Here is a 23,383-nt window from a genome sequence, read left to right as displayed (position 1 = left end):
TTCAGGCCGCGAGCCTTTCATCGCTGACGATGCGACCGTCGGCCATGCGTACGGTGCGGTCGCAGCGCTTTGCCAGCAGCGGGTCATGGGTGATCAGCAGCAGAGTCGCCCCCACCTGTTCCCGCAGGCGGAACAGCAATTCAATGATGCGGCCACCGGTCTCAAGATCGAGATTGCCGGTGGGTTCGTCCGCCAGCAGCAATTGCGGGCGCGGCGCGATGGCCCTGGCAAGTGCCACGCGCTGCTGTTCGCCACCCGACAGCTGAGAGGGGTAGTGAGTGAGGCGGTGGCCCAGGCCGACCTCTTCCAACGCTTCCGACGCGATGCCGAACGCGTCCGGAACACCGGCCAGTTCCAGTGGGATAGCCACGTTTTCCGTGGCCGTCATGGTGGGAATGAGATGGAAGGATTGGAAGACGATACCGATCTGGCGGCGGCGGAACAGCGCTAAAGCGTCCTCGCTCATGCCCGAAATATCGGCATTGTTGATGCGGATTCGGCCGGAACTGGCACTCTCCAGCCCTGCCAGAAGCAGCATCAGGCTGGTCTTGCCGGAGCCGGATGGGCCTACCAAACCGACGGTTTCTCCCGCCGCGATAGATAAATCTATGCCGTTAAGGATATTGACCTCGCCGGCCGCGCTACCCAGTTTAAGGGCAACCTGAGATAATTCGATCATGCCTTCCTGTTCCGGATTCCCCATGTACCGACGCTTTGCTGTCGCCCTTGCCCTTGCTGTCACGCTTATCGCCACCATTTCCGGCGCTGCCTGGGCAGAACCGGTACGAATTTTGGCCTTTGGCGACAGCCTGACGGCCGGTTACGGGCTGCCTGAGGGGGATGGATTTGTCCCCCAATTGCAGCAAGCCCTGGAGAAGATGGGGCGTGAGGTCACGGTAATCAATGGCGGCCTGTCCGGCGATACCACCGCAGGCGGCCTGTCGCGCCTCGACTGGATGCTGGCCGAGAAGCCGGATGCTGTGATTCTAGAGCTCGGCGCCAATGATATGCTGCGCGGCCTCAGCCCGGACGAAGCCCGGGCTAATCTGGATGCCACCATCGGGCGCATCAAGGCGAGTGGCGCCAAACTGCTCCTGGCCGGCATGCTCGCACCACACAATTTGGGGGCCGATTACCAGGCGCGTTTCGATGCCATCTATCCCGATCTTGCCAAGGCCCATGGAGTGGCGCTCTACCCCTTCTTTCTCGAAGGTGTGGCTGCCCGGCCGGAGCTCAACCAGCAGGATGGCCTGCATCCGACCAAGGAAGGGGTAGCAGTGATCGTCGGCAATATCCTGCCCTATGTCGCCAAGCTGCTGGACGCCCCGCATTCATGAGCGCAAGCCTTCCCGCCTTTGCGAGTGCCCACGCCAGCGGTGCGCATTGGGCTGACATCACGCGCGCTTGCGTCACCCAATTGGGACCGATGCCGCGTGAGGGTGCACAGGATCACACCCACCTGGGATTTGTGTACGTCACCGACCATCTCGCCAACGACCTTAGCGCGATTGTCGACCAGCTGCGCCTGTCGACGGGCGTCGAGCACTGGGTCGGTACCGTGGGCATCGCCATCACGGGACAGACGGCTACTGCAGCGGCTGAGGAATATCTCGATGAGCCGGCCATCAGCCTGATGGTGGGCAGTTTTGGGCCCGACAGTTTCCGCCTGCTGGAGCCGGAGCTAGGCGGCGCCGGCAGCCGTCTCCGCGCCTTGCAGCCCTGGACCAAGGCCCGGCATCCTGCCGTGGCTCTGGTTCATGGCGATCCGCGCAACCCGCAGATGATCAATCTGGTCCGCCAACTGACCGGCGATTCCGGCCTGTTCCTGCTGGGGGGCCTCACTTCCTCGCGCGGTGGCATGGCTCAAGCCGCCGGCACGGTTGGCGAAAGCAGCCTCTCGGGCGCGCTTCTTGCCGGCGATGTGGCGCTGGTCACCGGCCTCAGCCAGGGCTGCTCGCCCATCGGGCCGCAGCATGTCATCACCAAGGCGCAGGATAATATCATCATGGAGATTGACGGGCGCCCGGCGCTCGATGTCTTCAAGGAGGAAATCGGGGAAGTCCTGGCGCGCGATCTACGTAAGATTGTCGGCTTCATCTTTGCTGCCCTGCCCGTCGCCGGATCCGATACCGGCGATTATCTGGTGCGAAACTTGACGGGTATCGACAGCAACAGCGGCTGGATCGCGATTGGTGCCGAAGTCGCTGACAATGATCCCATCATGTTCACGCGCCGTGACCGCAATTCCGCCCTCGCCGATCTCGAACGCATGCTGGAGCGCTTGAAGCAGCGCATCGACCGGCCGATCCGTGGCGGTCTCTATGTGTCCTGCATCGCGCGCGGCCCCAATCTGTTCGGCCCGGATGCAACCGAGACCAGACTCATCGCCCAGCATCTGGGGCACTTTCCATTGACCGGCTTCTTCGCCAATGGCGAGATCAGCCATGATCGCATCTATGCCTATACAGGCGTACTCACGCTGTTTCTTTGATCCATTTCGTTTAGGGGAATTTCCATGGAATACCGTCGTCTTGGCCGCAGCGATGTCGAGGTCAGCGTCATTTGCCTCGGCACCATGACCTGGGGCCAGCAGAATACGGAAGCGGACGGCCATCAGCAGATGGATCTGGCGCTCGATCGTGGTGTCAATTTCTGGGACACTGCAGAGATGTACGCCGTGCCGCCGCGCCAGGAGACATACGGCGCCACGGAAACCATCATCGGCAGCTGGCTGAAATCGCGCGGCAAGCGTGACAAGATCGTGCTGGCCAGCAAGATCGCCGGTCCCGACAAGCGGTTTCCCTACATCCGCGACGGCCAGCTACGGTTCGACGCCAAGAATGTCACCGCTGCGGTGGACGGAAGCTTGAAGCGTCTGCAGACCGACTATATCGATCTCTATCAACTGCATTGGACGGAGCGGACGACCAACGGTGCCGCGCGCTTGGGCTATGTACACCATCCGGAGGAGACGTTCACGCCCTTTGCAGAGACATTGCTGGCCCTGCAGGACCAGGTGAAGGCCGGCAAGATCCGCATGATCGGCCTTTCCAACGAAACGGCCTGGGGTGCGATGCGCTGGTTCTCTGAATCGGAACGCTTGAACCTGCCGCGCATGCAGTCGATCCAGAATGCCTATTCGCTGCTCAACCGCAGCTTCGAGGTCGGCCTGGCCGAAGTGGCATTGCGCGAGGATTGCGGATTGCTCGCTTATTCGCCGCTCGGCATGGGGATCCTGTCGGGGAAATATATCGGCGGGGCGGCGCCGGCCAGTGCGCGGCTTAATCAGTTTCAGCAGTTCGTGCGCTATCGTGGGCCGATCACCGAAGCGGCGGTCGAGAAATATGTCGGCATCGCCCGCAAGCACGGCCTCGACCCGGCACAGATGGCGCTGGCTTTCGTCAATTCGCGGCCCTTCGTCACCGCCAACATCATCGGCGCCACGACTTTGGCGCAGCTGGAATCAAATATCGCCAGCATCGACATCAAGCTGTCACCAGAAGTGATTAACGAAATCGAGGCGGTTAACAAAGAGCACACCTATCCCTGCCCCTGATCGACTCCGCATAGGCAGAATCCTCATATCTAAGGGTGCGGGTGATGGCATGGCCAGGGCCGGAGATCGCTGGTATGATTATTCTACGTTCGATTCGGCCGTTTTTTCCGGCAGGTGAGTGATGCGCCTTTTCGTGGCCATTTCGCTGCCCGACCAGGTGCGCTGGCAGTTGCGCCTGCTTTGCGGTGGCCTGCCCACGACCAAATGGGTGCCGCCGGAGAATTTCCATATCACCCTGCGTTTCCTGGGCGAGCTTGATGGCCGCGAGATCGATTATGTCGACGCGGCCCTGTCCGGCATTCGGGCACCAAGCTTCAATCTGCGTCTGGCTGAAGTCGGGCATTTCGCCAGCGGCGGTCGCGTCAAGACGGTTTGGGCGGGTGTCGCCAAGGAACCAGCGCTTGCGCATCTCCACGACAAGGTCGAGTCGGCGGTGGTGCGAGCTGGCGTCGATCCGGACGGGCAGAATTACCGACCGCATGTGACCCTCGCGCACCCCAAGGACCCACCGCCGCACAAGGTGCAGCAATATCTGGCAATGCATAACCTGTTCCGCTCGGAGAGCTTCGAGGTCACGCATTTCACGCTCTTTTCGAGCCACATCGGCGGTGAGACGCCGATCTACCACGCCGAGCGATCCTACGAGCTGTCGTCGAATCTGATCCGCTACGCCGCCCAGCGCTGAATGCCTGAGGGCAAGTGCCGAAAGATCAGTGCGGGGCCGTTTGAACGCGGCCGTAATCCGCCCAATATTTGGCGCCGAGCGACAGCACACCCAATATCGCAAACCCGATGCAGAGCGGCAGGACCGTGCCCTGATAGGCATGGCCGATGATGGCGCCGGTGCCCACGGAAATGAAAGTCGTGACGGCGCCGATCACCGCGGCACCGACGCCAGCGATGTGGCCAAGCGGCGCCATCGCCAGGGCGTTGAAATTGCCGAACAGCAGACCGACCATGAAGAACGTCGCCATCATATAGGCCATGAACAGCGCGAAAGGCGGCTGTCCGGCAAAGAAGATGGCGACCATGGCGAAGACCACCGACATCACCGTATGCGCCCACAGGGCACCGCCGGAGAGCCGGTGCATGCCAAAGCGCATGACAAGCTTGGCATTGACCAGCGAGGCTGCGCCCAGTGTCGCTGCCAACGTGCCAAAGCAGAGGGGAAACAATTTTCCCATGCCGTACATCTCCTGGAAGATCTGCTGGGACGAGGTGAGGTAACCGATAAAGGCGCCGAACACCAATCCTGTCGCCGACATGTAGCCGAAGGCCACACGGCTGCGGAAAGTTTCCGCCATGGCACGCAGGACACGCACGAAGGACAGTTCCCGGCGACGCTCGACAGGCAGCGTTTCTTCCTGGCGCAGGGCAAACCAGATCGTGGTGATCATACCGAGTGCCAGCAGCATCCAGAAAATTGCGCGCCAGTGTGCCACCAACAGGATGCCCTGGCCGATCGAAGGGGCCAGCACCGGCACCAGGATGAAGACCGATGTCACCAGCGACATGATCCGCGCCATCGCGCGCCCCTCATAGCGATCGCGCACGATCGCCACGATGACGGTACGCGGGCCGGCGGTGCCGAAGCCCTGGAGAAAACGTCCGACCAGCATGGTGTGGAAATCCTGCGACAGCAGGCAAATAACGCTGCCCAGGAGAAAGATCCCGAAACCGGCATAAATGACGGGCTTGCGGCCGACACTGTCCGAAATCGGGCCATAGAGAACCTGCGCGATCCCGAAACCGGCGAACAGGATCGTAATGACCATCTGCCGGTCATTGGCGTTGGTGACGCCCAGGTCGCGCCCAATGTCGGGCAAAGCCAGCAGCATCGTGTCGATCGACAGGGCGACGAGCGACATGGTCAACGCCATCAACACCACAAACTCTATCCGCGGGCGTTGCTGGTTGCTTTGGATCGATGCGTCGGTCACGGCAGTCTCGGCCCCATTCTGAAAAGCAGTGGGCCGCCGGACATGCCGGCGGCCCACAATTTCATCTTGCGATGCGCAAGCTATATCCCGGCAAATGGCCCGGTGCCAGCCGTGAGACCGAATAGGTGCTATGCAGCCAAGGATGTGGCCGGGTCGTTAACCCTACTCCGCCTTAACCCGCTTCATCGTGTAGATCATGTTGTCGAGGGCAAAGACGGCAACATTGGCATCGATGATGTCGAAATCCATGCTGATATCGGCGTCGTCCGCGATGCAGCCCATGCTGAGCTGAAGAATGTCGCCGCCCTTGAAGCCCAGGTCCGCAGCCTGGCGCACGGGATCTGTCAGCCCGCCTTGGAATAGATATTCCGGGGGCACTTTCGAAACCTCGTACTGCGCCTTGTCGCAATTGAGAAAGGCAGGGCCCTGCACGGAATCAGCCATGAAGGTGATACGACCCTTGGCGATCTCTTCGTTGATGAAGGGCTTGTCGGTACCGTTGACCCAGGGGGCCGGCTGAACGTCGACCACGTCCCAGGAGCCAGCGAAGGCTTCCTGCGCTTCCGCCGGTCCGGCCTTCAGAATGGCACCGGTTCCGGCAGCCGCGATCGCCGCCCCGATGAGGGCAATCGCTATCTGAACTCGCGTCATGTCTCAAATCTCCCGCCAGCCATCCAGCCGGCGCTCAGTTTCTTGTCCCCTGGGAGGTTTTTAGCGCGTGGTGGTACCGAGGGCAACGGCGCACTCTGTGCGCGCCGTCACGCGATAGTCACATTCACGGCATTATCGGCGGGATTTGGCCAGTGCGCGGCCGGATTTCAGATTCGGCAGGAAGGCCGCCATCAACCCCAAGGCCGGCAGGAAGGCACAGAGATTGTAGACATAAGTGATGCTGGTGAGATCCGCGAGCTTGCCCAGAACGGCAGCACCGATGCCGCCCATGCCGAAGGCGAACCCGAAGAAGAGGCCCGACACCATGCCGACCTTGCCCGGAATCAACTCCTGCCCGTAGACGATGATGGCGGAGAAGGCCGACGACAGGATCAGGCCGATCGGAATGGTGAGAATGATCGTCCAGGCGAGGTTGGCGTGCGGCAGCGCCAGCGTGAACGGCAGGACGCCGAGGATGGAGCCCCAGATCACGACCTTGCGGCCCAGGCGATCGCCGATCGGTCCGCCAAGAATGGTGCCCAGCGCAGCGGCACCCAGGAAGATGAACAGATAGATCTGGGCATGCTGCGTTTCGACGCTGAAATGGTTGATCAGATAGAAGGTGTAGTAGCTGCTGATGCTGGCCATGTAAAAATATTTGGAGAACAGCAGACCAAGCAGCACAGCGATGGCGACGCCGACCTGACGTCGCGACAGACCGGTCGGCACCGCTGCTTCGCGCGGTTTGTTGGCTCGTGCGGCGCGATGCGCCTTGTACCAGATACCGACACGTGCCAGCAGCACGACAGCGACAAGCGCTGCCAGCGAGAACCAGCCGACGCTGCCCTGGCCATAAGGTGCGATGGCATAAGCAGCCACCAGCGGACCGATGGCGGAACCGACATTGCCGCCGACCTGGAACAGCGATTGAGCGAAACCGTGGCGCCCGCCAGAGGCCAGCCGCGCGATGCGAGATGATTCCGGATGAAAGACTGACGAGCCCATGCCCACCATCGCGGCGGCAACCAGCACCAGTGCGTAGCTGTTAGCGAAGGCCAGCAGCAAAAGTCCCATCAGCGTGAAACTCATGCCGATCGACAGAGCAAAATTCTTCGGCCGCTTGTCGGTATAGATGCCGACCAGCGGCTGCAACAGCGAGGCCGTGATCTGGAAGGTCAGCGTAATGAAGCCGATCTGCGTGAAGCTCAGATCGAAATCCGCCTTCAGCATGGGATAGAGCGCCAGGATCAGCGACTGCATCATGTCGTTGAGCATGTGGCAGAAGCTGATGGTGAAAAGGACGACGGTCCCGGACCTATCCGAGGAATGGGCGGCAGGACGGGGTGTCATCGCAAGGGTCTCGGCGCTCACAATTCTTCTCCAAATGAGGTCCCGGAACGGGCTCCAGCATGGGCCTGGGGGCTGGACGATCTCAGAATACAGCGTAGGATGGGGCCTGCATTCCATAATGGGTCATTAACTTTCGAGATTGGGCCATGGTTCGTAATGTTCATGGGTGGGAGCTGGATACCGCCATCCGTCCGGTGATCGCCTCCGGCAACGATTATCCGGCGGATCACGAGATCGCACCGCATCACCATGCGCGCGGCCAGCTGCTCCACGGCGTTCCCGGGGTGATGACAGTCCGTACCGAGCACGGAGCGTGGGTGGTGCCACCCGATCAAGCGGTTTGGATCCCGCCCCATATCGAGCATTCCGTCCGCATGATGAGCGATGTGGAGACACGCTGCGTCTTCGTCGACCCGCTCCATGTCGATGGGCTCCCTGAGAAATGTCAGGTACTCAGCGTCTCGCCACTCATGCGCTGTCTGATCCAGGCTGCGGTCGATCTGCCGCTCGACTATGCGCTCGAAGGGCGCGAGGGCGAGATCATGGCGCTGCTGCTCTCCGAGCTCCGGTCCTTGCCCGTGCTGCCACTGTCCCTGCCCTTCCCGTCCGACCCGCGGCTTGGGCAGCGTTGCCAGGCGTTTCTCAGTCAGCCGCAAGCGCATCAGACAATCGATGCATGGGCCGAGGCGTTGGGTATGAGCCGCCGCACCTTTACGCGCTACTTCAAGCGGGAGTGCGGTGTCAGCTTCGCGGCCTGGCTGCGCCAAGCTTGCCTCTTTGCGGCACTCCCGCGCTTGGCTGAGGGCGAAGCGGTGACGACGATCGCGCTCGACCTTGGCTATGAGAGCCCGGCCGCCTTCACCACCATGTTCCGCAAGACCTTGGGCTTTCCGCCCAGCCGCTACCTCACGGCCGCCGCAGCCTAGAAGCCGCGCAACGGCAGATGAGGCGCACGCCGCAGCCAATTGTCGGCGGGATAGGCACTCGCCCCATCGATGACATGCAGCGTGTAGGCATGGCGCGACCGCGTCGAGCGGTTGGCCGAGCTGTAATGCGGGATGAGGCCGTGCAGGACGACCAGCGAGCCCTTCCTGGCATCGAGCTTAACTGCGGGCCTGTCCGGCCAAGGTGCCTCATCCAACGTGTCGGTGACCAGGCCATCATCCCCAACGCGCCGGAAGCGTTTGCGCAGCGGACCGCGATGGGCGCCAGGCATGGCCAGCATGCCGCCATTGCTGCTGTCGGCATCCTCGAGTGCGAACCAGAAGCCGATGCAGCTCATCGGGTCGGTATAGAGATAGGTGGAATCCTGATGCCAGGAGACCTCGCCACCAATCCCCGGCTGCTTGAAGATATACATCGACTGCAACAGCAGTGGGTCCTGGAACAGGCCCTTGGCCAAGGCCGCCAGTCGCGGCTGGCGGGAGAAGCTTGAGAAGACCGGATCGAGATCATGCATCGCATGGCCGATCTTGTTTACAGCAAGACGCTTGGGCCGCGTGAGATTGCCCTCGGCATCCACAGCCTCTTCCTCGAGGAAAAAGCGGATAGCATCGCCCGATTCCTGGAAATACCGATCGGCCGCATGTGCCACCGATTGGGTCGAGAACACCGTACGATGAGCACTGATGTCAAAATCGTCGACCAGCATATTGGCGCGGTCGATCAAGCGATCGCAGAGTTCGTTCGAGGCAAAATCCTCGATCAGCAGATAGCCATCCTCGGCAAAGGCCGCGCGCATCTCCACGCTAAGGCCAGCGTCGCTAGGCTTGAATCGGCGTGGCGACATCAGCTACCAAGCCTTTCCAATTGTCTGAGGACGTAGTCATTGTAGGAACGATCCCAGTAGCAAATGACCGCCAGCGTAGGATCTTTGCCTTCCGGGCAACCCTTCAGCGCCTCATCGTCTACCGACAACAATCGTTTCGCCTCGCGGTTGGCACAGGGATAAAAGACGTCATCGCTTGCATCGCCGGCAGGGTCACACGTGCCGTGGATTTTGGTGAACCAGGACACAAACAAGTCGTTTTCGTTCAACTCAAAAGTTGCCCAATTACCTCGTGGCGACCGTCCAGTCAGTTCACTGATATACGTCCAGTATCCAAAATCCAGCAGGCAAGCTGCGGTCAGGCGGCTGCCGGCAATGCCTGCACAGTCTTTGGCGCCGGCCTGCGTATCCGGCCAAACCGTCAGCAGCTTCCCATGCGCGCAGGCGCCAATTTGAAGGGCCGTGGCACCGTTTGCCACGCAGGCGTCGTTGATAGGGCGCAATGCGGCATTCGCCGCTTCGGTCGCGGCAGTGCTCCAAACATAGTTGACCTGGCTGGATTCCCGCACCTTGGTCGTCGCCGTACTGCCACTCGACCCACCTGACGTCGTACAACCCGCTAAAACCGACGCCACGATGATCAATAGCCCCCAATGCATCACACTTTCCTCACTCGACCGTTAAAAGCAGGCTCTGCCGTGAACCAAAGGCGGAATGCCAAGATGTCCCGCGATGGTCTGCCCCATATCGGCAAAGCTCGCGCGGCGACCGAGCGAGCCTTGGGGTGCTGCGGGACCGAAGAACAGCACCGGGACATATTCACGCGTATGATCGGTGCCGCCCGATGTGGGATCGCAGCCATGATCGGCCGAGATGAGGGCAAGATCACCGGGGCGCATGGCGGCCAGGAATTCCGGGATGCGCTGGTCGAACGCTTCCAATGCCGCCGCATAGCCAGCGACGTCGCGGCGATGGCCGAACAATGTGTCGAAATCGACGAAGTTGGCGAAGGTCAGGCTGCCATCCGGCGCCTCCTTCATCAGGTCCAGGGTGACGTCGACGAGAGCTGCATTGTCCTCGCCCTTCACCTTCCGCGAGATGCCGCGATGGGCAAAGATGTCAGCGATCTTACCGACCGAGATCACCTCGCGTCCCGCATCCGTCAGGCAATCGAGCAAGGTTGGCTCCGGCGGCGGCGTGGTGAGGTCGCGGCGATGCGAGGTGCGTTTGAACTGGCCGGATGTCTCACCCAGGAACGGCCGCGCGATGACACGGGCAATGCGCATGGGCTCCAGCAGGCGCTTTGCCACGGCGCAGATGTCCAGCAGGCGCTCAAGGCCGAAATGCTCTTCATGGGCTGCAATCTGGAACACGGAATCGGCTGACGTGTAGCAGATGGGCTTGCCTGTGCGGATATGCTCCTCACCCAACCGGTCGAGGACTTCGGTGCCTGAGGCATGGCAATTGCCGAGGATGCCGGGCAGCTCGCATTCCGCAACCAGCTGTGCCACAAAATCTGGCGGGAAACACGGCTCGGCCTTGGTGAAATAGCCCCAATCGACCGGCACGGGACAGCCGGCCATTTCCCAGTGACCGCTCGGTGTATCCTTGCCGGCGGAAAGCTCGGCCGCGGCGCCATAGGCGGCCGTGACCGTATCGATCTCCAGCCCGACGGGGACATTGCCCGTCGCCAGCTCTGCCGCGCGACCAAGACCAAGGCGAGCAAGATTCGGGAGCTTCAGCGACCCTTGTCGCAGCCCGGGCCGATCAGCCTTGCCGGCGGCGCAGAAGGCGGCGATATGACCCAGCGTATCGGCACCAACATCGCCAAAATGCGCGGCATCGGGTGCCGCCCCGATACCGAAGGAATCCATGACCAAGATGAAGGCGCGTTTGCTCATGCCGGCACTCTACTCTATCGCAGCTCTTCGATCACGATCGGACCGATCTTGGTCGCATGGCCGGTGGTGCGGACGGCGCGGCGAAGCACTTTCATGGCAGCTTCGGCTGCCTCGTCGCTTGCCGCATGTACCATGGCGATCGGTCGGTCCGCACCAATCTCCTCACCCAACCCAACAATGTCGGTCAGACCGACACGATGATCGATGCCGTCGCTGGGACGCGTCCGTCCACCGCCCAGCGCCACCACTGCCATGCCGATGGCGCGCGTATCCATGACGCGCACCTGCCCGGCGTCCTCCGGCAGGCAGGGCTTGATCACGGGGGCCACCGCCAGATGCCGTTCAGGATGGTCGAGGATATCGGCCGGACCACCGAGGCCAACCACCATGCGCTGGAAATGTTCCGCAGCCAGGCCGCTCTCAAGTGCACGTTCCGCAAGACGGCGGCCTTCGCGGGCGTCATGCGCCTTGCCACCAAGCACCAACAGCTCTGCCGAGAGTGCCTGCGTGACGTCAAGGAGGCGCGGTTCGGTCGTCTCGCCCTTAAGACAGCGGATCGATTCCAGCATCTCAACCGCATTGCCCGCCGTACGCCCCAGGACCTGATTCATGTCGGTGATAAGCGCGCTGGTCTTGACGCCGGCACCGTTGGAAACACGGACGATGGAATCTGCTAGCTCACGCGCCATTTCCAGCTCCGCAGCAAAGGCACCGGAGCCGGTCTTCACATCCATCACCAGACCCTGGAGGCCGGCCGCCAGTTTCTTGGAGAGGATTGACGCCGTGATGAGTGGCACAGATTCGACCGTCGCCGTCACGTCGCGGATGGCATAGAAGCGCCGATCGGCAGGCGCCAAATCGGCGGTCTGACCGATGATGGCGCAGCCCGCCTCCTTCACCACGCGACGAAAGGTATCGAGATCAGGTGCCGTCTGATAGCCCGGAATAGCGTCGAATTTATCGAGCGTACCGCCGGTATGACCGAGACCGCGGCCAGAAATCATCGGCACATAGCAGCCACAGGCGGCAACAATCGGGCCAAGGATAAGTGAAGTCTTGTCGCCCACGCCACCGGTCGAATGCTTGTCGACGATGGGCCCATCGAGCTTCAAGGCACTCCAGTCGAGCACGATGCCGGAATTCATCATGGCGCGGGTGAGCGCCACACGTTCGGTCATGTCCATGCCGCGGAAGAAAACGGCCATGGCAAAGGCCGCGATCTGACCTTCGCTGACGGCACCGGAACTTATGCCGGCAACAAAAAATTCAATCTCCTCCGGCTTCAGGCGCTGCTGGTCGCGCTTCTTGCGGATGATTTCCTGTGGCAGCATCATGATTGGGATTCCAAAAAAGCCAGCAGCAATCGAGTGAGCTTCTCGGCAGCTACCCCCATCTGCGCCATCGTATGTTCGTGGCTCAATTGTTCGTCGCTCATCCCGGCACCCATATTGGTAATGGCGCTGACAGCCAGGACCTTCATGCCAAAATAGCGGGCGAGAATGACATCCGGCACTGTCGACATGCCGACGGCCTGAATGCCAAGGGTGCGCAGCGTGCGGATTTCTGCCGGAGTTTCGAACTGAGGTCCGGCAAGCCAGGCATAGACGCCCTCATGCAGGGCAATGTCGAGCTTGTCAGCACACGCCATCAACTGCTGGCGCAGATCGGCATCGTACGCGCCGACCATGTCGACAAAGCGCCTGTTCGTCGCGATGCCAAAGAGCGGCGATTCCTGTACATAATTGACGTGATCGTTCAAGACCATCAGGCCGCCGGGCCCCACCTCCGGCATCAAGCTACCGGCAGCGTTGGTGAGGATGACACTGTCACAGCCCAAGCCGTGCAGCGTTTCAATGGGCGTCTTCATCGCCGCAGCGTCGCCGCGTTCGTAATAGTGAATGCGCCCCTGCAGCACGGCCACATTCACCTTGCCCAGCCGACCCAGCACCAGCCGCCCGGCATGTCCGCTGACCCCCGATTGTTCGAAGCCCGGCAGGTCGGCATAGGGTAACACGATCTGATCGCGCACCTTTTCGGCAAACTCGCCCATGCCGGAACCCAGCACCAGACCGGTCTGGGCACGGAACCCCGGTGCCTTGCGTGCAATGACATCTAACGCTGCATTACTCATCCAAGGTTTTCCTGGGCAAATGCCGCTGGCAGCAACTCACCAAGCTTGAAGCTCCGCCGCAAGCCTTCAGCACCACAGATGTGAACAGGCGTCTCGGCGGTAGCGAATTCGGCGATGCGCTGGCGGCATCCTCCGCAGGGTGTCGTCAGTTGATCCCCGGGGCCGATCACCGCGATTTCGCGAATCTTCGTCACGCCCGCAAGCACCATCGCCGCGATCGCCGAGGTTTCAGCGCACCAGCCTTCCGGATAAGACGCGTTTTCAACATTGCAACCGGCATAGATGACGCCATCGTCACCCAGAATGGCGGCACCGACTTTGAATTTGGAGTTGGGGACATATGCCTTGGCCATCGCCTGGCGCGCGGCATCGAACAAACGGGGATCCATATTCATCGTTCCTTGATATAGGGCAGGCCAATGGCCTTGGGTGCGATGGCCTTGCCGATGAAGCCGGCCAGCAGCACAACAGTGAAGAGATAAGGCAATGCCTGAATGAGCGGTACCGGTACCTGGCCGAGGCCCGGGACGGCGACACCCTGCAAGCGGATGGCAATGGCATCGAGGAAGCCGAACAGCAGGCAGGCAAAGAAGGCGGGCCATGGCCGCCATTTGCCGAAGATCATGGCGGCCAGTGCGATGAAGCCCCGCCCGGCCGTCATCTCCTTCTGGAAGGCGGCATTCTGCGAGATCGACAGGAAGGTGCCGGCAACACCGCATAGCAGGCCCGCCAGCATAACCGCCGAGTAACGCAAGCGCACGACCGAGATGCCGGCAGTGTCGACCACGGCTGGCGCCTCGCCCACCGCGCGCAACCGCAAGCCGAAGCGCGTGCGGTAAAGCGCAAACCAAACGATCGGCACCAATGCCACGGCAGCATAGGTGAGGATGCTGTGGCCGCTCAGAACGTGGAAGTAGATCGGGCCAATCACTGGCACATCACGCAGGGTATCGGCCCCAGGCAAGGTGATGGGCATGAAGCGCTGTCCCGGCGAGAGGTCCGGCGTATTGCCACCGCGGCCGAACCAGGCGTGCCCCAGCACGACAGTGAGACCCGCCGCGGTGATGTTGACGGCAACACCCGACACCACTTGATCTCCACGATGAGTGATGCAGGCAAAGCCATGCACCAAGGACAACATGACGGCGACAGCAATGGCTGCCAGCAGGGCGATGATTGGCGAGCCGGTTTCCGCGGCGACCGTGGCAGCGGCAAAGGCAGCCGCCAGCATCTTGCCTTCAAGGCCGATGTCGATGACGCCGGAGCGTTCCGAGAACAGGCCGGCCATGGCGCAGAAAATCAATGGCGTCGCCATGCGGATGGTGGCGGCGACGGTCGATAGAGCAAGAGCGAGCGTGTCATCCATGGGAAGACGCCTCCACCGGTCGCATAGCCATCAGCCACAGATAGAGGCGTTCGACCCAGGGCCGGTTCATATAGGCAAGCGCGCCTGAAAACAGGATGATCAGGCCCTGGATGGTGATGATCATCTCGCGCGTGATCGTGGGAATTTCAAACGCGAGTTCCGCACCACCCTGATAAAGTGCGCCAAACAGAATGCTGGCCAGAATGATCCCGAAGGGATGATTGCGGCCCATAAGCGCCACCGCGATGCCGGTAAAGCCGGCACCCGCCACGAATTCCAGCAGCAGGCGGTGCTGCACGCCGAGAATTTCGTTGACGCCGACCTGCCCGGCAAGCGCGCCAGAAATCGCCATCGCGATCAAGGTCACATGCGCCGGCTTGATACCGGCATAGATCGCGGCGCGTGGCGACAGGCCGGTCGCACGGATTTCATAGCCAAGACGCGAGCGCCAGATGAAGATCGTCACCAGACCGCAGCAAACCAGCGCCCAGATGAGCGAGAGGTTGAGTGGTGTCGAGGGAATCTTGATTCCGAACCAGCCGAACACAGCCGACATTTCCGGCAGCGTAGCAGCATCCGTGAAAATACGGCTTTGTGTCGACATCTGGCCAGGATCGCGAAATACGTCTACCAGCAGGTAGACCATCAAGGATGCCGCCAGGAAATTGAACATGATGGTGGTGATGACGATATGGCTGCCGCGATAGGCCTGCAGATAGGCTGGCACGATAGCCCAAGTGGCGCCGAACACACCGGACGCGATGATCGCCAGCGGCACCAGAACGGGCGCCGGCAGAACATGATCGAAGGCAAGGGCCACCACCCCGGCGCCGAGGCCGCCAATGACGGCCTGCCCTTCTCCACCGATGTTGAACAGGCCAGCATGAAAGGCCACAGCAACCGCAAGACCGGTGAAGATGAAACTAGTCGCGTAATAGAGCGTATATCCCCAGGCATAGCCGCTGCCGAAGGCGCCCTTCACCAGGAAGACGATGGCATCAAAGGGGTTGGCGCCGATCGTCCAGAGAATGAGACCGGCGACAATGAGCGCCAGCAGGACGTTGAGCACCGGCAGCAGGCCGATCTCGATCCAGCGCGGCAACTGGCTCGGGCGGGTACTCATGATGCCACCGCGGCTTGAGACTCGTGACTGCCGGTCATCATCAGGCCCAATTGGCGTTCGTCGGCCTTGTCACCGGCGATCTCGCCGACGATGCGGCCCTGGTTCATGACCAGGATACGGTCGGCGAGCGCCAGGATCTCATCGAGCTCGACAGAGACCAGCAGGACAGCAACGCCGCGGTCACGCAAGGTAACGATCTCCCGGTGGATGAACTCGATGGCACCGATGTCGACCCCGCGCGTCGGCTGGCCGACGATGAGGATGCGCGGCTGGCAGGCCATCTCACGCGCCAGAATCAGTTTCTGCTGATTGCCGCCGCTGAATTTGCTTGAGCCCAGTTGCGGCTGCGGTGGCCGGACGTCGAAATCCTGCATCATGTTCTGGCAGCGGGCGGTCATGGCTGCGCGGTTGAGCAGGAAGCGGCCACCGAGATCGGCATCGCGCTGATAGCCAAGTGCTGCGGATTCCCAAGCTGGGAATCCGGTAACCAGGCCCAGGCGGTGCCGGTCTTCCGGCACATGAGCCAGACCCAGTTGCCGCATGGTCGCAGGATCGCCGGGCCGGTCGGCCGAAATGATCACCTTGCCGAGCCGGATAATGCCGGAACTGGGCGCCCGGATCCCGGCCAGAACTTCGAGAAGCTCGCTCTGGCCGTTGCCGGAAACGCCGGCGATACCGACGATCTCGCCAGCCTGCAGGGAGAAATTGAGATCTTGCAGGCGCGTGACACCACGATCATCGACCAACGATAGATGCTCGACTGTGAGTTCCGCAGCCTGTGGATCGGCCGCCGTCTTTTCAAGCTCCAGCCGGACCTTGCGGCCGACCATCAGTTCGGCAAGTTCATTGGCGTTGGTGTCGGCCGTGCGGCGGTCGGCCACAACCTCTCCAGCCCGCATCACCGTGACATGGTCGGTCACTGCCAGCACTTCCTTAAGCTTGTGCGTGATGAGCAGCACTGTCACACCACGCGCGGTCAAGGCGCGCAGGATGCGGAACAGCTGATCGGTTTCCTGCGGCGTCAGCACGCCGGTCGGCTCATCGAGAATGAGAATGGAGCAATGCCGGAACAGGGCCTTCAGAATCTCGACGCGCTGCTGATCGCCGACCGGCAGGTCACCGATGCGCGCGTCCGGGTCGACGATGAGGCCGAACTCCTGGGCAAGGCGCATGAGTTCAGCCCGCGCCTTGTCGGCCCCCTCCTGCAGGAGCGCGCCGCCTTCGGCGCCCAGCATCACATTTTCAAGAACGGTAAAGCTGTCCACCAGCATGAAATGCTGATGGACCATGCCGATGCCAGCCGCAATGGCGTCAGCCGAACTGCGAATGGTGACGGGCTGTCCGTCAATCTGGATGGCGCCGCTATCAGCCTCATAGAAACCGTAGACGATCGACATCAAGGTCGATTTGCCGGCGCCATTCTCACCGATGATGCCGTGAATCTTGCCCTTTTCGATGCGCAAGCAGACATCGCGATTGGCCTGGACGGTGCCAAAACGCTTGTTGATGCCGATCAGCTCGATAGCAGGCGGCGGCGCCCCGTTGGACGCCGCCGCTGTCTCTATCGCCCGATCCGGCCCGGCCGGGGCTGGTGGCATGGATCTAAGACAATCTGAGGGTTAGTAGGTGCAGGCGTTGTCGGTCATGTAGTCATGCACCTTGATCTTGCCGGCAATGATGTCGGCCTTGGCGCCTTCGACCTTGGCGGACATGTCCGGCGTGATCAACGCCTTGTTGTTATCGTCGAGCGCCCAACCCACGCCATCGTGCGCGAGGTCCATGACGGTGACGCCAGCCTTCCAGCTGCCGTCCTTGGCGGCCTTGGCCGAATTGTAGACGGCAACGTCGACGCGCTTCACCATCGAGGTCAGCATGGTGCCCGGATGGATGTAGTTCTGGTTGCTGTCGACGCCGATGGCGAACTTGCCGGCATCCTTGGCAGCCTGATAGACGCCCGTCCCGGTGCCACCGGCGGCAGCGAAGATCACGTCGACACCCTGGTCGAACTGGCCCTTGGCCAATTCGGTTCCCTTGGTCGGATCATTCCAGGCCGCTGGCGTGGTACCGGTCATGTTCTCGGTGACGGCCACATCCTTGTTGGCGAATTTAGCACCCTGCTCATAGCCGCAGGCGAAGCGGCGGATGAGGGGAATGTCCATGCCGCCGATGAAGCCGACCTTGGCGGATTTGCTGGCCATCGATGCCAGAATGCCGACCAGGAACGAGCCTTCATGCTCGTTGAAGACGATCGACTGCACGTTGGGCAGCTCGACCACCATGTCGATGATGGCAAAGTGCTTGTCGGGGAATTCCTTGGCGACCTTGGTCAGCGCATCAGCCTGGCTGAAGCCAATGCCGATGATAGGATCCGCACCCTTCTCCGCCATGCGCCGGAAAGCCTGCTCGCGCTGGGCATCGGTCTGCACCTCGAATTCGAGATAGGCGTCGCCCGTCTCGGCCTTGTACTTCTCCATGCCATTGAAGGCGGCTTCGTTGAAGGATTTGTCGAATTTGCCGCCGGCGTCGTACACGACGGCCGGTTCAGCCGCGGCAGTGCCGGCCGCGAACATGAGGGCCATCGCGGTTGCGGCCTGCAACACGAACTTGTTCATTTCATATCTCCCAAAATTGGCCTTTTGGCCGTTTCTTTTAGCCAGTCCAGATAACCGCAATCGATTGGCCATCTGCCCTAGGGGGATAATGCTGACCCTTTGGACAGGAATCAACCTGGATATCCCCCGGATTGGTCAAAGATGAGCCACCCCAGCAGTATTTTCAAAGAAAGATTGGGAGAGTTTCGCCCGCCGGCCGCGCTCCCCAACAGGCGGGCGGGCCGGTGTAAGCTGGGCGTGGCGAAACAAGCATGGAATCGGGGGACGCGGCCGATGGCGGCAGGGAAATATCCACGGGATCTCATCGGCTATGGCAACCGGCCGCCCCGGGCCGACTGGCCCGGCGACGCCAGGGTCGCCGTGCAGTTCGTGCTGAATTACGAAGAAGGCGGCGAGAATAATATCCTGCACGGAGATGCCGCCTCGGAGGCGTTCCTGTCCGAAATCGTGGGCGCACAGCCCCTGCCCGACCAGCGCCATATCAGCATGGAATCGATTTATGAATATGGCAGCCGGGTCGGTGCCTGGCGGGTGCTCGACCTGTTTCACCGCCACAAGCTGCCGCTGACCGTCTTTGCCGTCGGCATGGCCGTCGAGCGCCACCCGGAGATCATCCGGGCGATGCACCAGGCCGGCCACGAGATCTGCAGCCATGGCTATCGCTGGATCAACTACCAGAATATCGATGAGGTGACGGAGCGCGATCATCTGCAGCGCGCCATCGGCGCCATCAAGGCCGTGACCGGCGAACGGCCGCTCGGCTGGTATACCGGCCGCACCGGCCCCAATACCCACCGCCTGGTCGCCGAAGAAGGTGGCTTTCTCTACAATGCCGACGATTACAGCGACGATCTGCCATTCTGGTCAACCTTGCACGGATCACCGCAATTGATGGTGCCCTATACGCTCGATGCCAACGATATGCGCTTTGCAACACCGCAGGGCTTCAACAGCGGCGATCAATTCTTCAGCTACCTGCGCGACAGTTTCGATGTGCTCTATGCGGAAGGTGCCAGGACCCCGCGCATGATGTCCATCGGCCTGCATGCGCGCCTCGTGGGCCGGCCAGGGCGATTGCTGTCCCTGGAGCGTTTCATCGAACATGCCGCCGGGCATGACAAGGTGTGGATCTGCCGGCGCCTCGACATCGCGCGTCATTGGCGCGAACATCACCCCTATCGCGGCTAGGAGCCCTCTTGATGAACAGTTCGGCCACAGACCAGCACCCGTTCGGCGCCTCCTTTATCAATCTTCTGGATCCGCGGCTGGGGGCAGCGGCGCTCTCTTCTAGCGACGATTTCTTTGCGCCCAAGGAGCGAATGCTCAACCCCGAGCCAGCCATATTCATTCCCGGCAAGTATGACGATAACGGCAAATGGATGGATGGATGGGAAAGCCGCCGCAAAAGACAGGAGGGCTATGACCATTGCATCTGTCAGCTCGGCCTGCCTGGCCGGATCAGCGGGTTCGACATCGATACCAGCCATTTCACCGGCAACTACCCGCCGGCGGCGTCGATCGATACCTGCAACATCAGCGGCACGCCGGATACGAAGACCATCTGGACGACGATCGTGCCGGCAACGTCCTTGAAGGGGGACAGCCATCACTTCGTCCCGGTGACCAATGACAATGTTTTCAGCCATATCCGGCTCAACATCTATCCCGATGGCGGTATCGCGCGCCTGCGCGCCTATGGCCGGCCGGCGGTGGATTGGCAGAAAATCGACCGCAAACAGCCGGTCAATCTGGCGGCGATCGAGCTTGGTGCCTATGCCATCGCCTGTTCCGATCAGCATTACGGCACACCAATGCGCCTTCTCTATCCTGGTCGCGGTGTAAACATGGGTGATGGTTGGGAAACGCGCCGGCGGCGCGAGCCGGGCAACGATTGGAGCATTATCGCCCTGGGCACGACCGGCCACATTTCAAAGATCGAGATCGATACCGCGCATTTCAAAGGCAACTATCCCGACCGCTGTTCCATCCAAGCGGCGCTGGTCACCACGTCAACCGACCAGTCGGTGGTTACGCAATCCATGTTCTGGCGTACGCTGCTGCCGGAACAGAAGATGGCGATGGACAAGCAACATCTCTTCACCAGCGAGATTGCCGATCTTGGCCCGATCAGCCATGTGCGTCTCAACGTCATCCCCGACGGCGGCGTATCGCGTCTGCGCCTGTGGGGGCAGCCTGCATGAATATCAGAATCGAGGCCCTGACACGTGTGGCCTTCACACCGTTCGGTGATGTCATCGATTGCGAAGGAGCCGCCAAGCATTACACGATCAATGAAGGCTATGCCGAGCGCTACCACGACCTCGCCAAGATCGACGTGGCGGTGGAAGACGGCAGGCCGCTACTCAATATTTTCCGCGCTAAGCCCCGCACGCTGCCTTTGCGAGTCACCATGATGGAGCGGCATCCGCTCTCGTCGCAGGCTTTCGTTCCGTTGAGCCCGCGCCCGTTCCTGGTGCTGGTCGCGAGGCCTGGCACAGCACCTGCAGCAGCTGATTTGCGCTGTTTCCGAACCCAAGGATCGCAGGGTGTCAATTATGCGAGGGGTACCTGGCATCACCCGTTGATCGCCGTCGACAACACGCAGGACTTCCTGGTCATCGACCGCGGTGGCTCTGGCGACAATTGCGACGAGATCGCCTTTACCGATGAGATCTTCGTGATCGGCTAGCTCGCCAACGGCAGGCTCAGCGTCACTTCGAAACCACCTTCCGGGCGATTGCGCGCCGAGACCCGGCCGCCCATCAGCTCGATATTCCGCCGCACGATGGCGAGGCCGAGACCAAAATGTGGACCGCCCGACGCACGTGCGTCGGCGCCATTGGTTTGTGGCCGGTGCGAGACATGGCGCTCAAAAATCGCCGGCAACAAATCGACCGGCACACCCGGTCCCTGATCGATCACCGCAAGGCGCGCGCGGCCGCCGCCCTGCTTCAGTTCCAGGCGCACGGTAGAACCCGGCGGCGCAAAGCTCACGGCATTGTCGACCAGATTCTCAATTGCCGTCTCCAGGGCTTCTTCGCTCGCTGCCACTTTGATGCCGGGCTCAACATTGGCGACGATCTTGACGTTGCTGCCATGGGCTTCGGCAAAGGCACGCGCCGTATTCTCGACCATCGAAGACAGCTTGATAGGCGCTGCCGGCGCATCGATCATTTCTGCGATCGCCTCGTCGATGCGCCGCGCTGAGGCCACGAGATCTTCCATCCGCTCCAGCGCGCGCTCGATTGTCTCCACAGCACGCTTGGCACGGTCGTCATTGGCGGAATTGGCGACGCGCCGGATCGGCTCGACCGCCTGCGCCATGGCGGCAATCGGCGCCTTCAAGGCATGAGCGTTTTCTTCCGCCGCTTCGCGGATCGACCGGGCCGATGTTTCCAGCGTGGTCACCAGGCTGTCGAATTCAACCGCCACCGGCTTCAGTTCCGGCACGGGTGTCGCGTTGGCAAAGCTGATCTGGCGCCGTCCAGGCGCACGACGGATGAGCCGTGCGAGGCGTGCAAAGCGCCGCAGTCCGAGGGCAACGGAGACAGCGACCGCCAGGATGAGCAACGCCATCATGGCGTAGAAGATGCCGGCCCAGCGCACTTCCGGCGCCGACGCGAAGGGACGGGCCAATGTGGTGCCGGCCGGATCGCTTTCGGCGTAGGCGGTGATCACCGCCCAGCAACCAACCTCGGTATGAAAAGGTGAGATGGATGTCAGGATTTCGATCGTGCCGGTGGGGCCTGTGAAACTTTGGCTCAAGCTGCGATTGCCGGCACAGCTTTCCTCGACCTTGCCCAGAATGCCCGTGGCGACCAGCGCCTGTCGCTCGGCATCGAGATAGGCAGCATCGATCGTCGGAAAGGCAGCGACATAGTAAAAACTCTGCTGCTCGCCCACGGGACGCATCAGCAGTTTGATACGCAGGCTGCTGGTCCCAAGCCGCGCCACCCAATCGGCCGCCGCCACCGGCGCCTTGGCGCCCTCGGCGCGCAGCGCCAGCTCCAGGCCCTGCGACAGCAAGTAACCCTGGTTCTGCAGGTTGCTGAGCAACAGCTGCTGGCGCTCTTCATCCACGGTCGCGAAACGGCCATAGAGAATCATCGGCACGCTCAGGAACACCAGCCCGAGCAGCACCAGTTTCACCAGAACCGATCCGAACAACGCCCGCAGAATCCCCTCCCCGATCAGGCCCCCAAAACTAACGTCGCAACCCTATGCGTCCCTGCCCGCCGCACGCCAGCGATAACCGAACCCCGGGAAATTCTCGATGGCATCGAAACTGGGATCGACGGCAATAAATTTTTGACGCACGCGTTTGATCAGCGCGCGCACATTGGCCCGGTACCCATCCGGGCCCTGACCAGCCGCAAAATTCTCACCGCGCAGCGCATCATAGATCTCGCGGTAGCTGACATCCCGGCCGGCCCGAACCATCAGGGCCACGGACTTGAATTCACCCAGAGTGAGACTGACCGGCCGCTCCTGCCAGGTGACGGCATGGGACCCGGCATCAAGGACCAGGGGACCCGTCTGCAGCAACCCATCGGGCGAGCCCTGCACATCGCCCTGTCCTTCGATCAACTCGGACCGGCTGAGCGCCAGTTCGATGCGGCGCTGCAGGATGGCAAAGCTGCGGGTCTTGCCGACGAAATCGATGGCGCCGGCCTTGAGGGCCGCTTCCTCATAAATGACATCGTCCAGTGAGGTCAGGAAAATGGCCGGTGTCATCAGGCCGATCTGCCGCAGGCGTTGCAGCAACTCAAGGCCGGTAAGACCGGGCATTTTCCAATCAAGGATCAACAGGTCGACCGTGGTTTCCGGCACCACGCTTTCAGCACTCAACGCTTCCAGGGCGACATCCGGTGCCGAATACTCGCGCACGGCAAAGCCAGCCTCGGACAGATTGCCGACCAGCATGGGGCGGAACAGATCGTCATCGTCGACGACGACAATGCGGGTGGCCTCAGGCATGGTTCTTC

24 protein-coding genes are annotated in these 23,383 nt (G+C 61.5%); 8 read left to right on the top strand and 16 right to left on the bottom strand.

All coding sequences use genetic code 11. The features are described 5' to 3' along the window. Window position 1 precedes the first annotated feature (1 nt). Complete coding sequence (locus AC1DWZ_RS03120) at window positions 2-679, bottom strand: ABC transporter ATP-binding protein (RefSeq protein WP_477167401.1); 678 nt, start codon at window positions 677-679, stop codon at window positions 2-4. Between the two features lie 22 nt (window positions 680-701). Between AC1DWZ_RS03120 and AC1DWZ_RS03115 the strand changes: the two genes are divergently transcribed. The 4 genes from AC1DWZ_RS03115 to thpR all read left to right on the top strand — a co-directional run bounded on the left by AC1DWZ_RS03115 (window position 702) and on the right by thpR (window position 4,241). Beyond that, window positions 702-1,337, top strand: coding sequence for an arylesterase (locus AC1DWZ_RS03115; RefSeq protein WP_477167400.1), 636 nt, complete (start codon window positions 702-704; stop codon window positions 1,335-1,337). Further along, window positions 1,334-2,491 carry an FIST signal transduction protein gene (locus AC1DWZ_RS03110; protein WP_477167399.1) on the top strand — a complete coding sequence of 386 codons (1,158 nt, stop codon included), beginning with the start codon at window positions 1,334-1,336 and terminating at the stop codon, window positions 2,489-2,491. The genes AC1DWZ_RS03115 and AC1DWZ_RS03110 overlap by 4 nt, the downstream gene beginning before the upstream one ends. A 24-nt stretch (window positions 2,492-2,515) precedes the next feature. Beyond that, window positions 2,516-3,556: an NADP(H)-dependent aldo-keto reductase gene (locus AC1DWZ_RS03105; protein ID WP_477167398.1), complete on the top strand. Its 1,041-nt coding sequence runs from the start codon at window positions 2,516-2,518 to the stop codon at window positions 3,554-3,556. 121 nt (window positions 3,557-3,677) lie between these two features. Beyond that, a complete protein-coding gene (thpR, locus tag AC1DWZ_RS03100; protein ID WP_477167397.1) occupies window positions 3,678-4,241 on the top strand; it encodes an RNA 2',3'-cyclic phosphodiesterase in 564 nt (187 codons plus the stop codon). 25 nt (window positions 4,242-4,266) lie between these two features. Here thpR and AC1DWZ_RS03095 read toward each other — a convergent pair whose 3' ends face one another. The 3 genes from AC1DWZ_RS03095 to AC1DWZ_RS03085 form a co-directional block, all read right to left on the bottom strand. Continuing rightward, on the bottom strand, window positions 4,267-5,496 hold the full coding sequence (locus AC1DWZ_RS03095; RefSeq protein ID WP_477167396.1) for a multidrug effflux MFS transporter: 1,230 nt from the start codon (window positions 5,494-5,496) through the stop codon (window positions 4,267-4,269). A gap of 162 nt (window positions 5,497-5,658) precedes the next feature. After that, window positions 5,659-6,147 carry a hypothetical protein gene (locus AC1DWZ_RS03090; RefSeq protein ID WP_477167395.1) on the bottom strand — a complete coding sequence of 163 codons (489 nt, stop codon included), beginning with the start codon at window positions 6,145-6,147 and terminating at the stop codon, window positions 5,659-5,661. A 132-nt stretch (window positions 6,148-6,279) separates the two neighbouring features. Next, window positions 6,280-7,518 (bottom strand): MFS transporter, encoded by a 1,239-nt coding sequence (locus AC1DWZ_RS03085; RefSeq protein ID WP_477167394.1) that lies wholly within the window; start codon window positions 7,516-7,518, stop codon window positions 6,280-6,282. A gap of 125 nt (window positions 7,519-7,643) precedes the next feature. Between AC1DWZ_RS03085 and AC1DWZ_RS03080 the strand changes: the two genes are divergently transcribed. Next, on the top strand, window positions 7,644-8,423 hold the full coding sequence (locus AC1DWZ_RS03080) for an AraC family transcriptional regulator (RefSeq protein WP_477167393.1): 780 nt from the start codon (window positions 7,644-7,646) through the stop codon (window positions 8,421-8,423). Here the strand turns inward: AC1DWZ_RS03080 and AC1DWZ_RS03075 are convergent. Genes AC1DWZ_RS03075 through AC1DWZ_RS03030 form a run of 10 tightly spaced genes read right to left on the bottom strand, consistent with a single transcriptional unit; the run spans window position 8,420 to window position 18,398 of the window. After that, window positions 8,420-9,286, bottom strand: a complete 867-nt coding sequence (locus tag AC1DWZ_RS03075) for a phytanoyl-CoA dioxygenase family protein (protein ID WP_477167392.1) — start codon at window positions 9,284-9,286, stop codon at window positions 8,420-8,422. The two genes, AC1DWZ_RS03080 and AC1DWZ_RS03075, sit on opposite strands and share 4 nt — an antisense overlap. Next, window positions 9,286-9,924 carry a hypothetical protein gene (locus AC1DWZ_RS03070; RefSeq protein ID WP_477167391.1) on the bottom strand — a complete coding sequence of 213 codons (639 nt, stop codon included), beginning with the start codon at window positions 9,922-9,924 and terminating at the stop codon, window positions 9,286-9,288. The genes AC1DWZ_RS03075 and AC1DWZ_RS03070 overlap by 1 nt, the downstream gene beginning before the upstream one ends. Before the next feature lie 21 nt (window positions 9,925-9,945). After that, window positions 9,946-11,166, bottom strand: coding sequence for a phosphopentomutase (locus tag AC1DWZ_RS03065; RefSeq protein WP_477167390.1), 1,221 nt, complete (start codon window positions 11,164-11,166; stop codon window positions 9,946-9,948). 14 nt (window positions 11,167-11,180) lie between these two features. Then, window positions 11,181-12,500, bottom strand: coding sequence for a thymidine phosphorylase (gene deoA / locus AC1DWZ_RS03060; protein ID WP_477167389.1), 1,320 nt, complete (start codon window positions 12,498-12,500; stop codon window positions 11,181-11,183). Next, window positions 12,497-13,297: a purine-nucleoside phosphorylase gene (locus tag AC1DWZ_RS03055; protein WP_477167388.1), complete on the bottom strand. Its 801-nt coding sequence runs from the start codon at window positions 13,295-13,297 to the stop codon at window positions 12,497-12,499. Before AC1DWZ_RS03055 ends, deoA begins: the two co-directional genes overlap by 4 nt. Next, complete coding sequence (locus AC1DWZ_RS03050) at window positions 13,294-13,686, bottom strand: cytidine deaminase (RefSeq protein ID WP_477167387.1); 393 nt, start codon at window positions 13,684-13,686, stop codon at window positions 13,294-13,296. The genes AC1DWZ_RS03055 and AC1DWZ_RS03050 overlap by 4 nt, the downstream gene beginning before the upstream one ends. A 2-nt stretch (window positions 13,687-13,688) precedes the next feature. Further along, complete coding sequence (locus AC1DWZ_RS03045) at window positions 13,689-14,663, bottom strand: ABC transporter permease (protein ID WP_477167386.1); 975 nt, start codon at window positions 14,661-14,663, stop codon at window positions 13,689-13,691. After that, window positions 14,656-15,786, bottom strand: coding sequence for an ABC transporter permease (locus AC1DWZ_RS03040; RefSeq protein WP_477167385.1), 1,131 nt, complete (start codon window positions 15,784-15,786; stop codon window positions 14,656-14,658). The genes AC1DWZ_RS03045 and AC1DWZ_RS03040 overlap by 8 nt, the downstream gene beginning before the upstream one ends. Then, window positions 15,783-17,384: an ABC transporter ATP-binding protein gene (locus AC1DWZ_RS03035; protein ID WP_477167384.1), complete on the bottom strand. Its 1,602-nt coding sequence runs from the start codon at window positions 17,382-17,384 to the stop codon at window positions 15,783-15,785. Before AC1DWZ_RS03035 ends, AC1DWZ_RS03040 begins: the two co-directional genes overlap by 4 nt. A gap of 21 nt (window positions 17,385-17,405) precedes the next feature. After that, entirely contained in the window at window positions 17,406-18,398 is a 993-nt protein-coding gene (locus tag AC1DWZ_RS03030) for a BMP family lipoprotein (RefSeq protein WP_477167383.1), read from the bottom strand. Window positions 18,399-18,671: 273 nt separating this feature from the next. On the opposite strand from AC1DWZ_RS03030, the gene puuE reads away from it, so the two are divergent. Genes puuE through AC1DWZ_RS03015 form a run of 3 tightly spaced genes read left to right on the top strand, consistent with a single transcriptional unit; the run spans window position 18,672 to window position 21,087 of the window. After that, window positions 18,672-19,586 carry an allantoinase PuuE gene (puuE, locus tag AC1DWZ_RS03025; RefSeq protein ID WP_477167382.1) on the top strand — a complete coding sequence of 305 codons (915 nt, stop codon included), beginning with the start codon at window positions 18,672-18,674 and terminating at the stop codon, window positions 19,584-19,586. A gap of 11 nt (window positions 19,587-19,597) precedes the next feature. Further along, window positions 19,598-20,599: an allantoicase gene (gene alc / locus AC1DWZ_RS03020; protein ID WP_477167381.1), complete on the top strand. Its 1,002-nt coding sequence runs from the start codon at window positions 19,598-19,600 to the stop codon at window positions 20,597-20,599. After that, window positions 20,596-21,087, top strand: a complete 492-nt coding sequence (locus tag AC1DWZ_RS03015) for an ureidoglycolate lyase (protein ID WP_477167380.1) — start codon at window positions 20,596-20,598, stop codon at window positions 21,085-21,087. The genes alc and AC1DWZ_RS03015 overlap by 4 nt, the downstream gene beginning before the upstream one ends. Here AC1DWZ_RS03015 and AC1DWZ_RS03010 read toward each other — a convergent pair. Both AC1DWZ_RS03010 and AC1DWZ_RS03005 read right to left on the bottom strand, forming a co-directional pair. Then, window positions 21,084-22,565, bottom strand: a complete 1,482-nt coding sequence (locus tag AC1DWZ_RS03010; RefSeq protein ID WP_477167379.1) for a sensor histidine kinase — start codon at window positions 22,563-22,565, stop codon at window positions 21,084-21,086. The genes AC1DWZ_RS03015 and AC1DWZ_RS03010 overlap by 4 nt on opposite strands. Before the next feature lie 51 nt (window positions 22,566-22,616). Beyond that, the gene (locus AC1DWZ_RS03005) at window positions 22,617-23,375 is read right to left on the bottom strand and encodes a response regulator transcription factor (protein WP_477167378.1); all 759 of its coding nucleotides are present in this window, start codon (window positions 23,373-23,375) and stop codon (window positions 22,617-22,619) included. Window positions 23,376-23,383: the final 8 nt, after the last annotated feature.

The organism is Dongia sp. P2_B8, from assembly GCF_056404715.1.
This window is presented reverse-complemented; position numbering and strand designations above follow the sequence as displayed.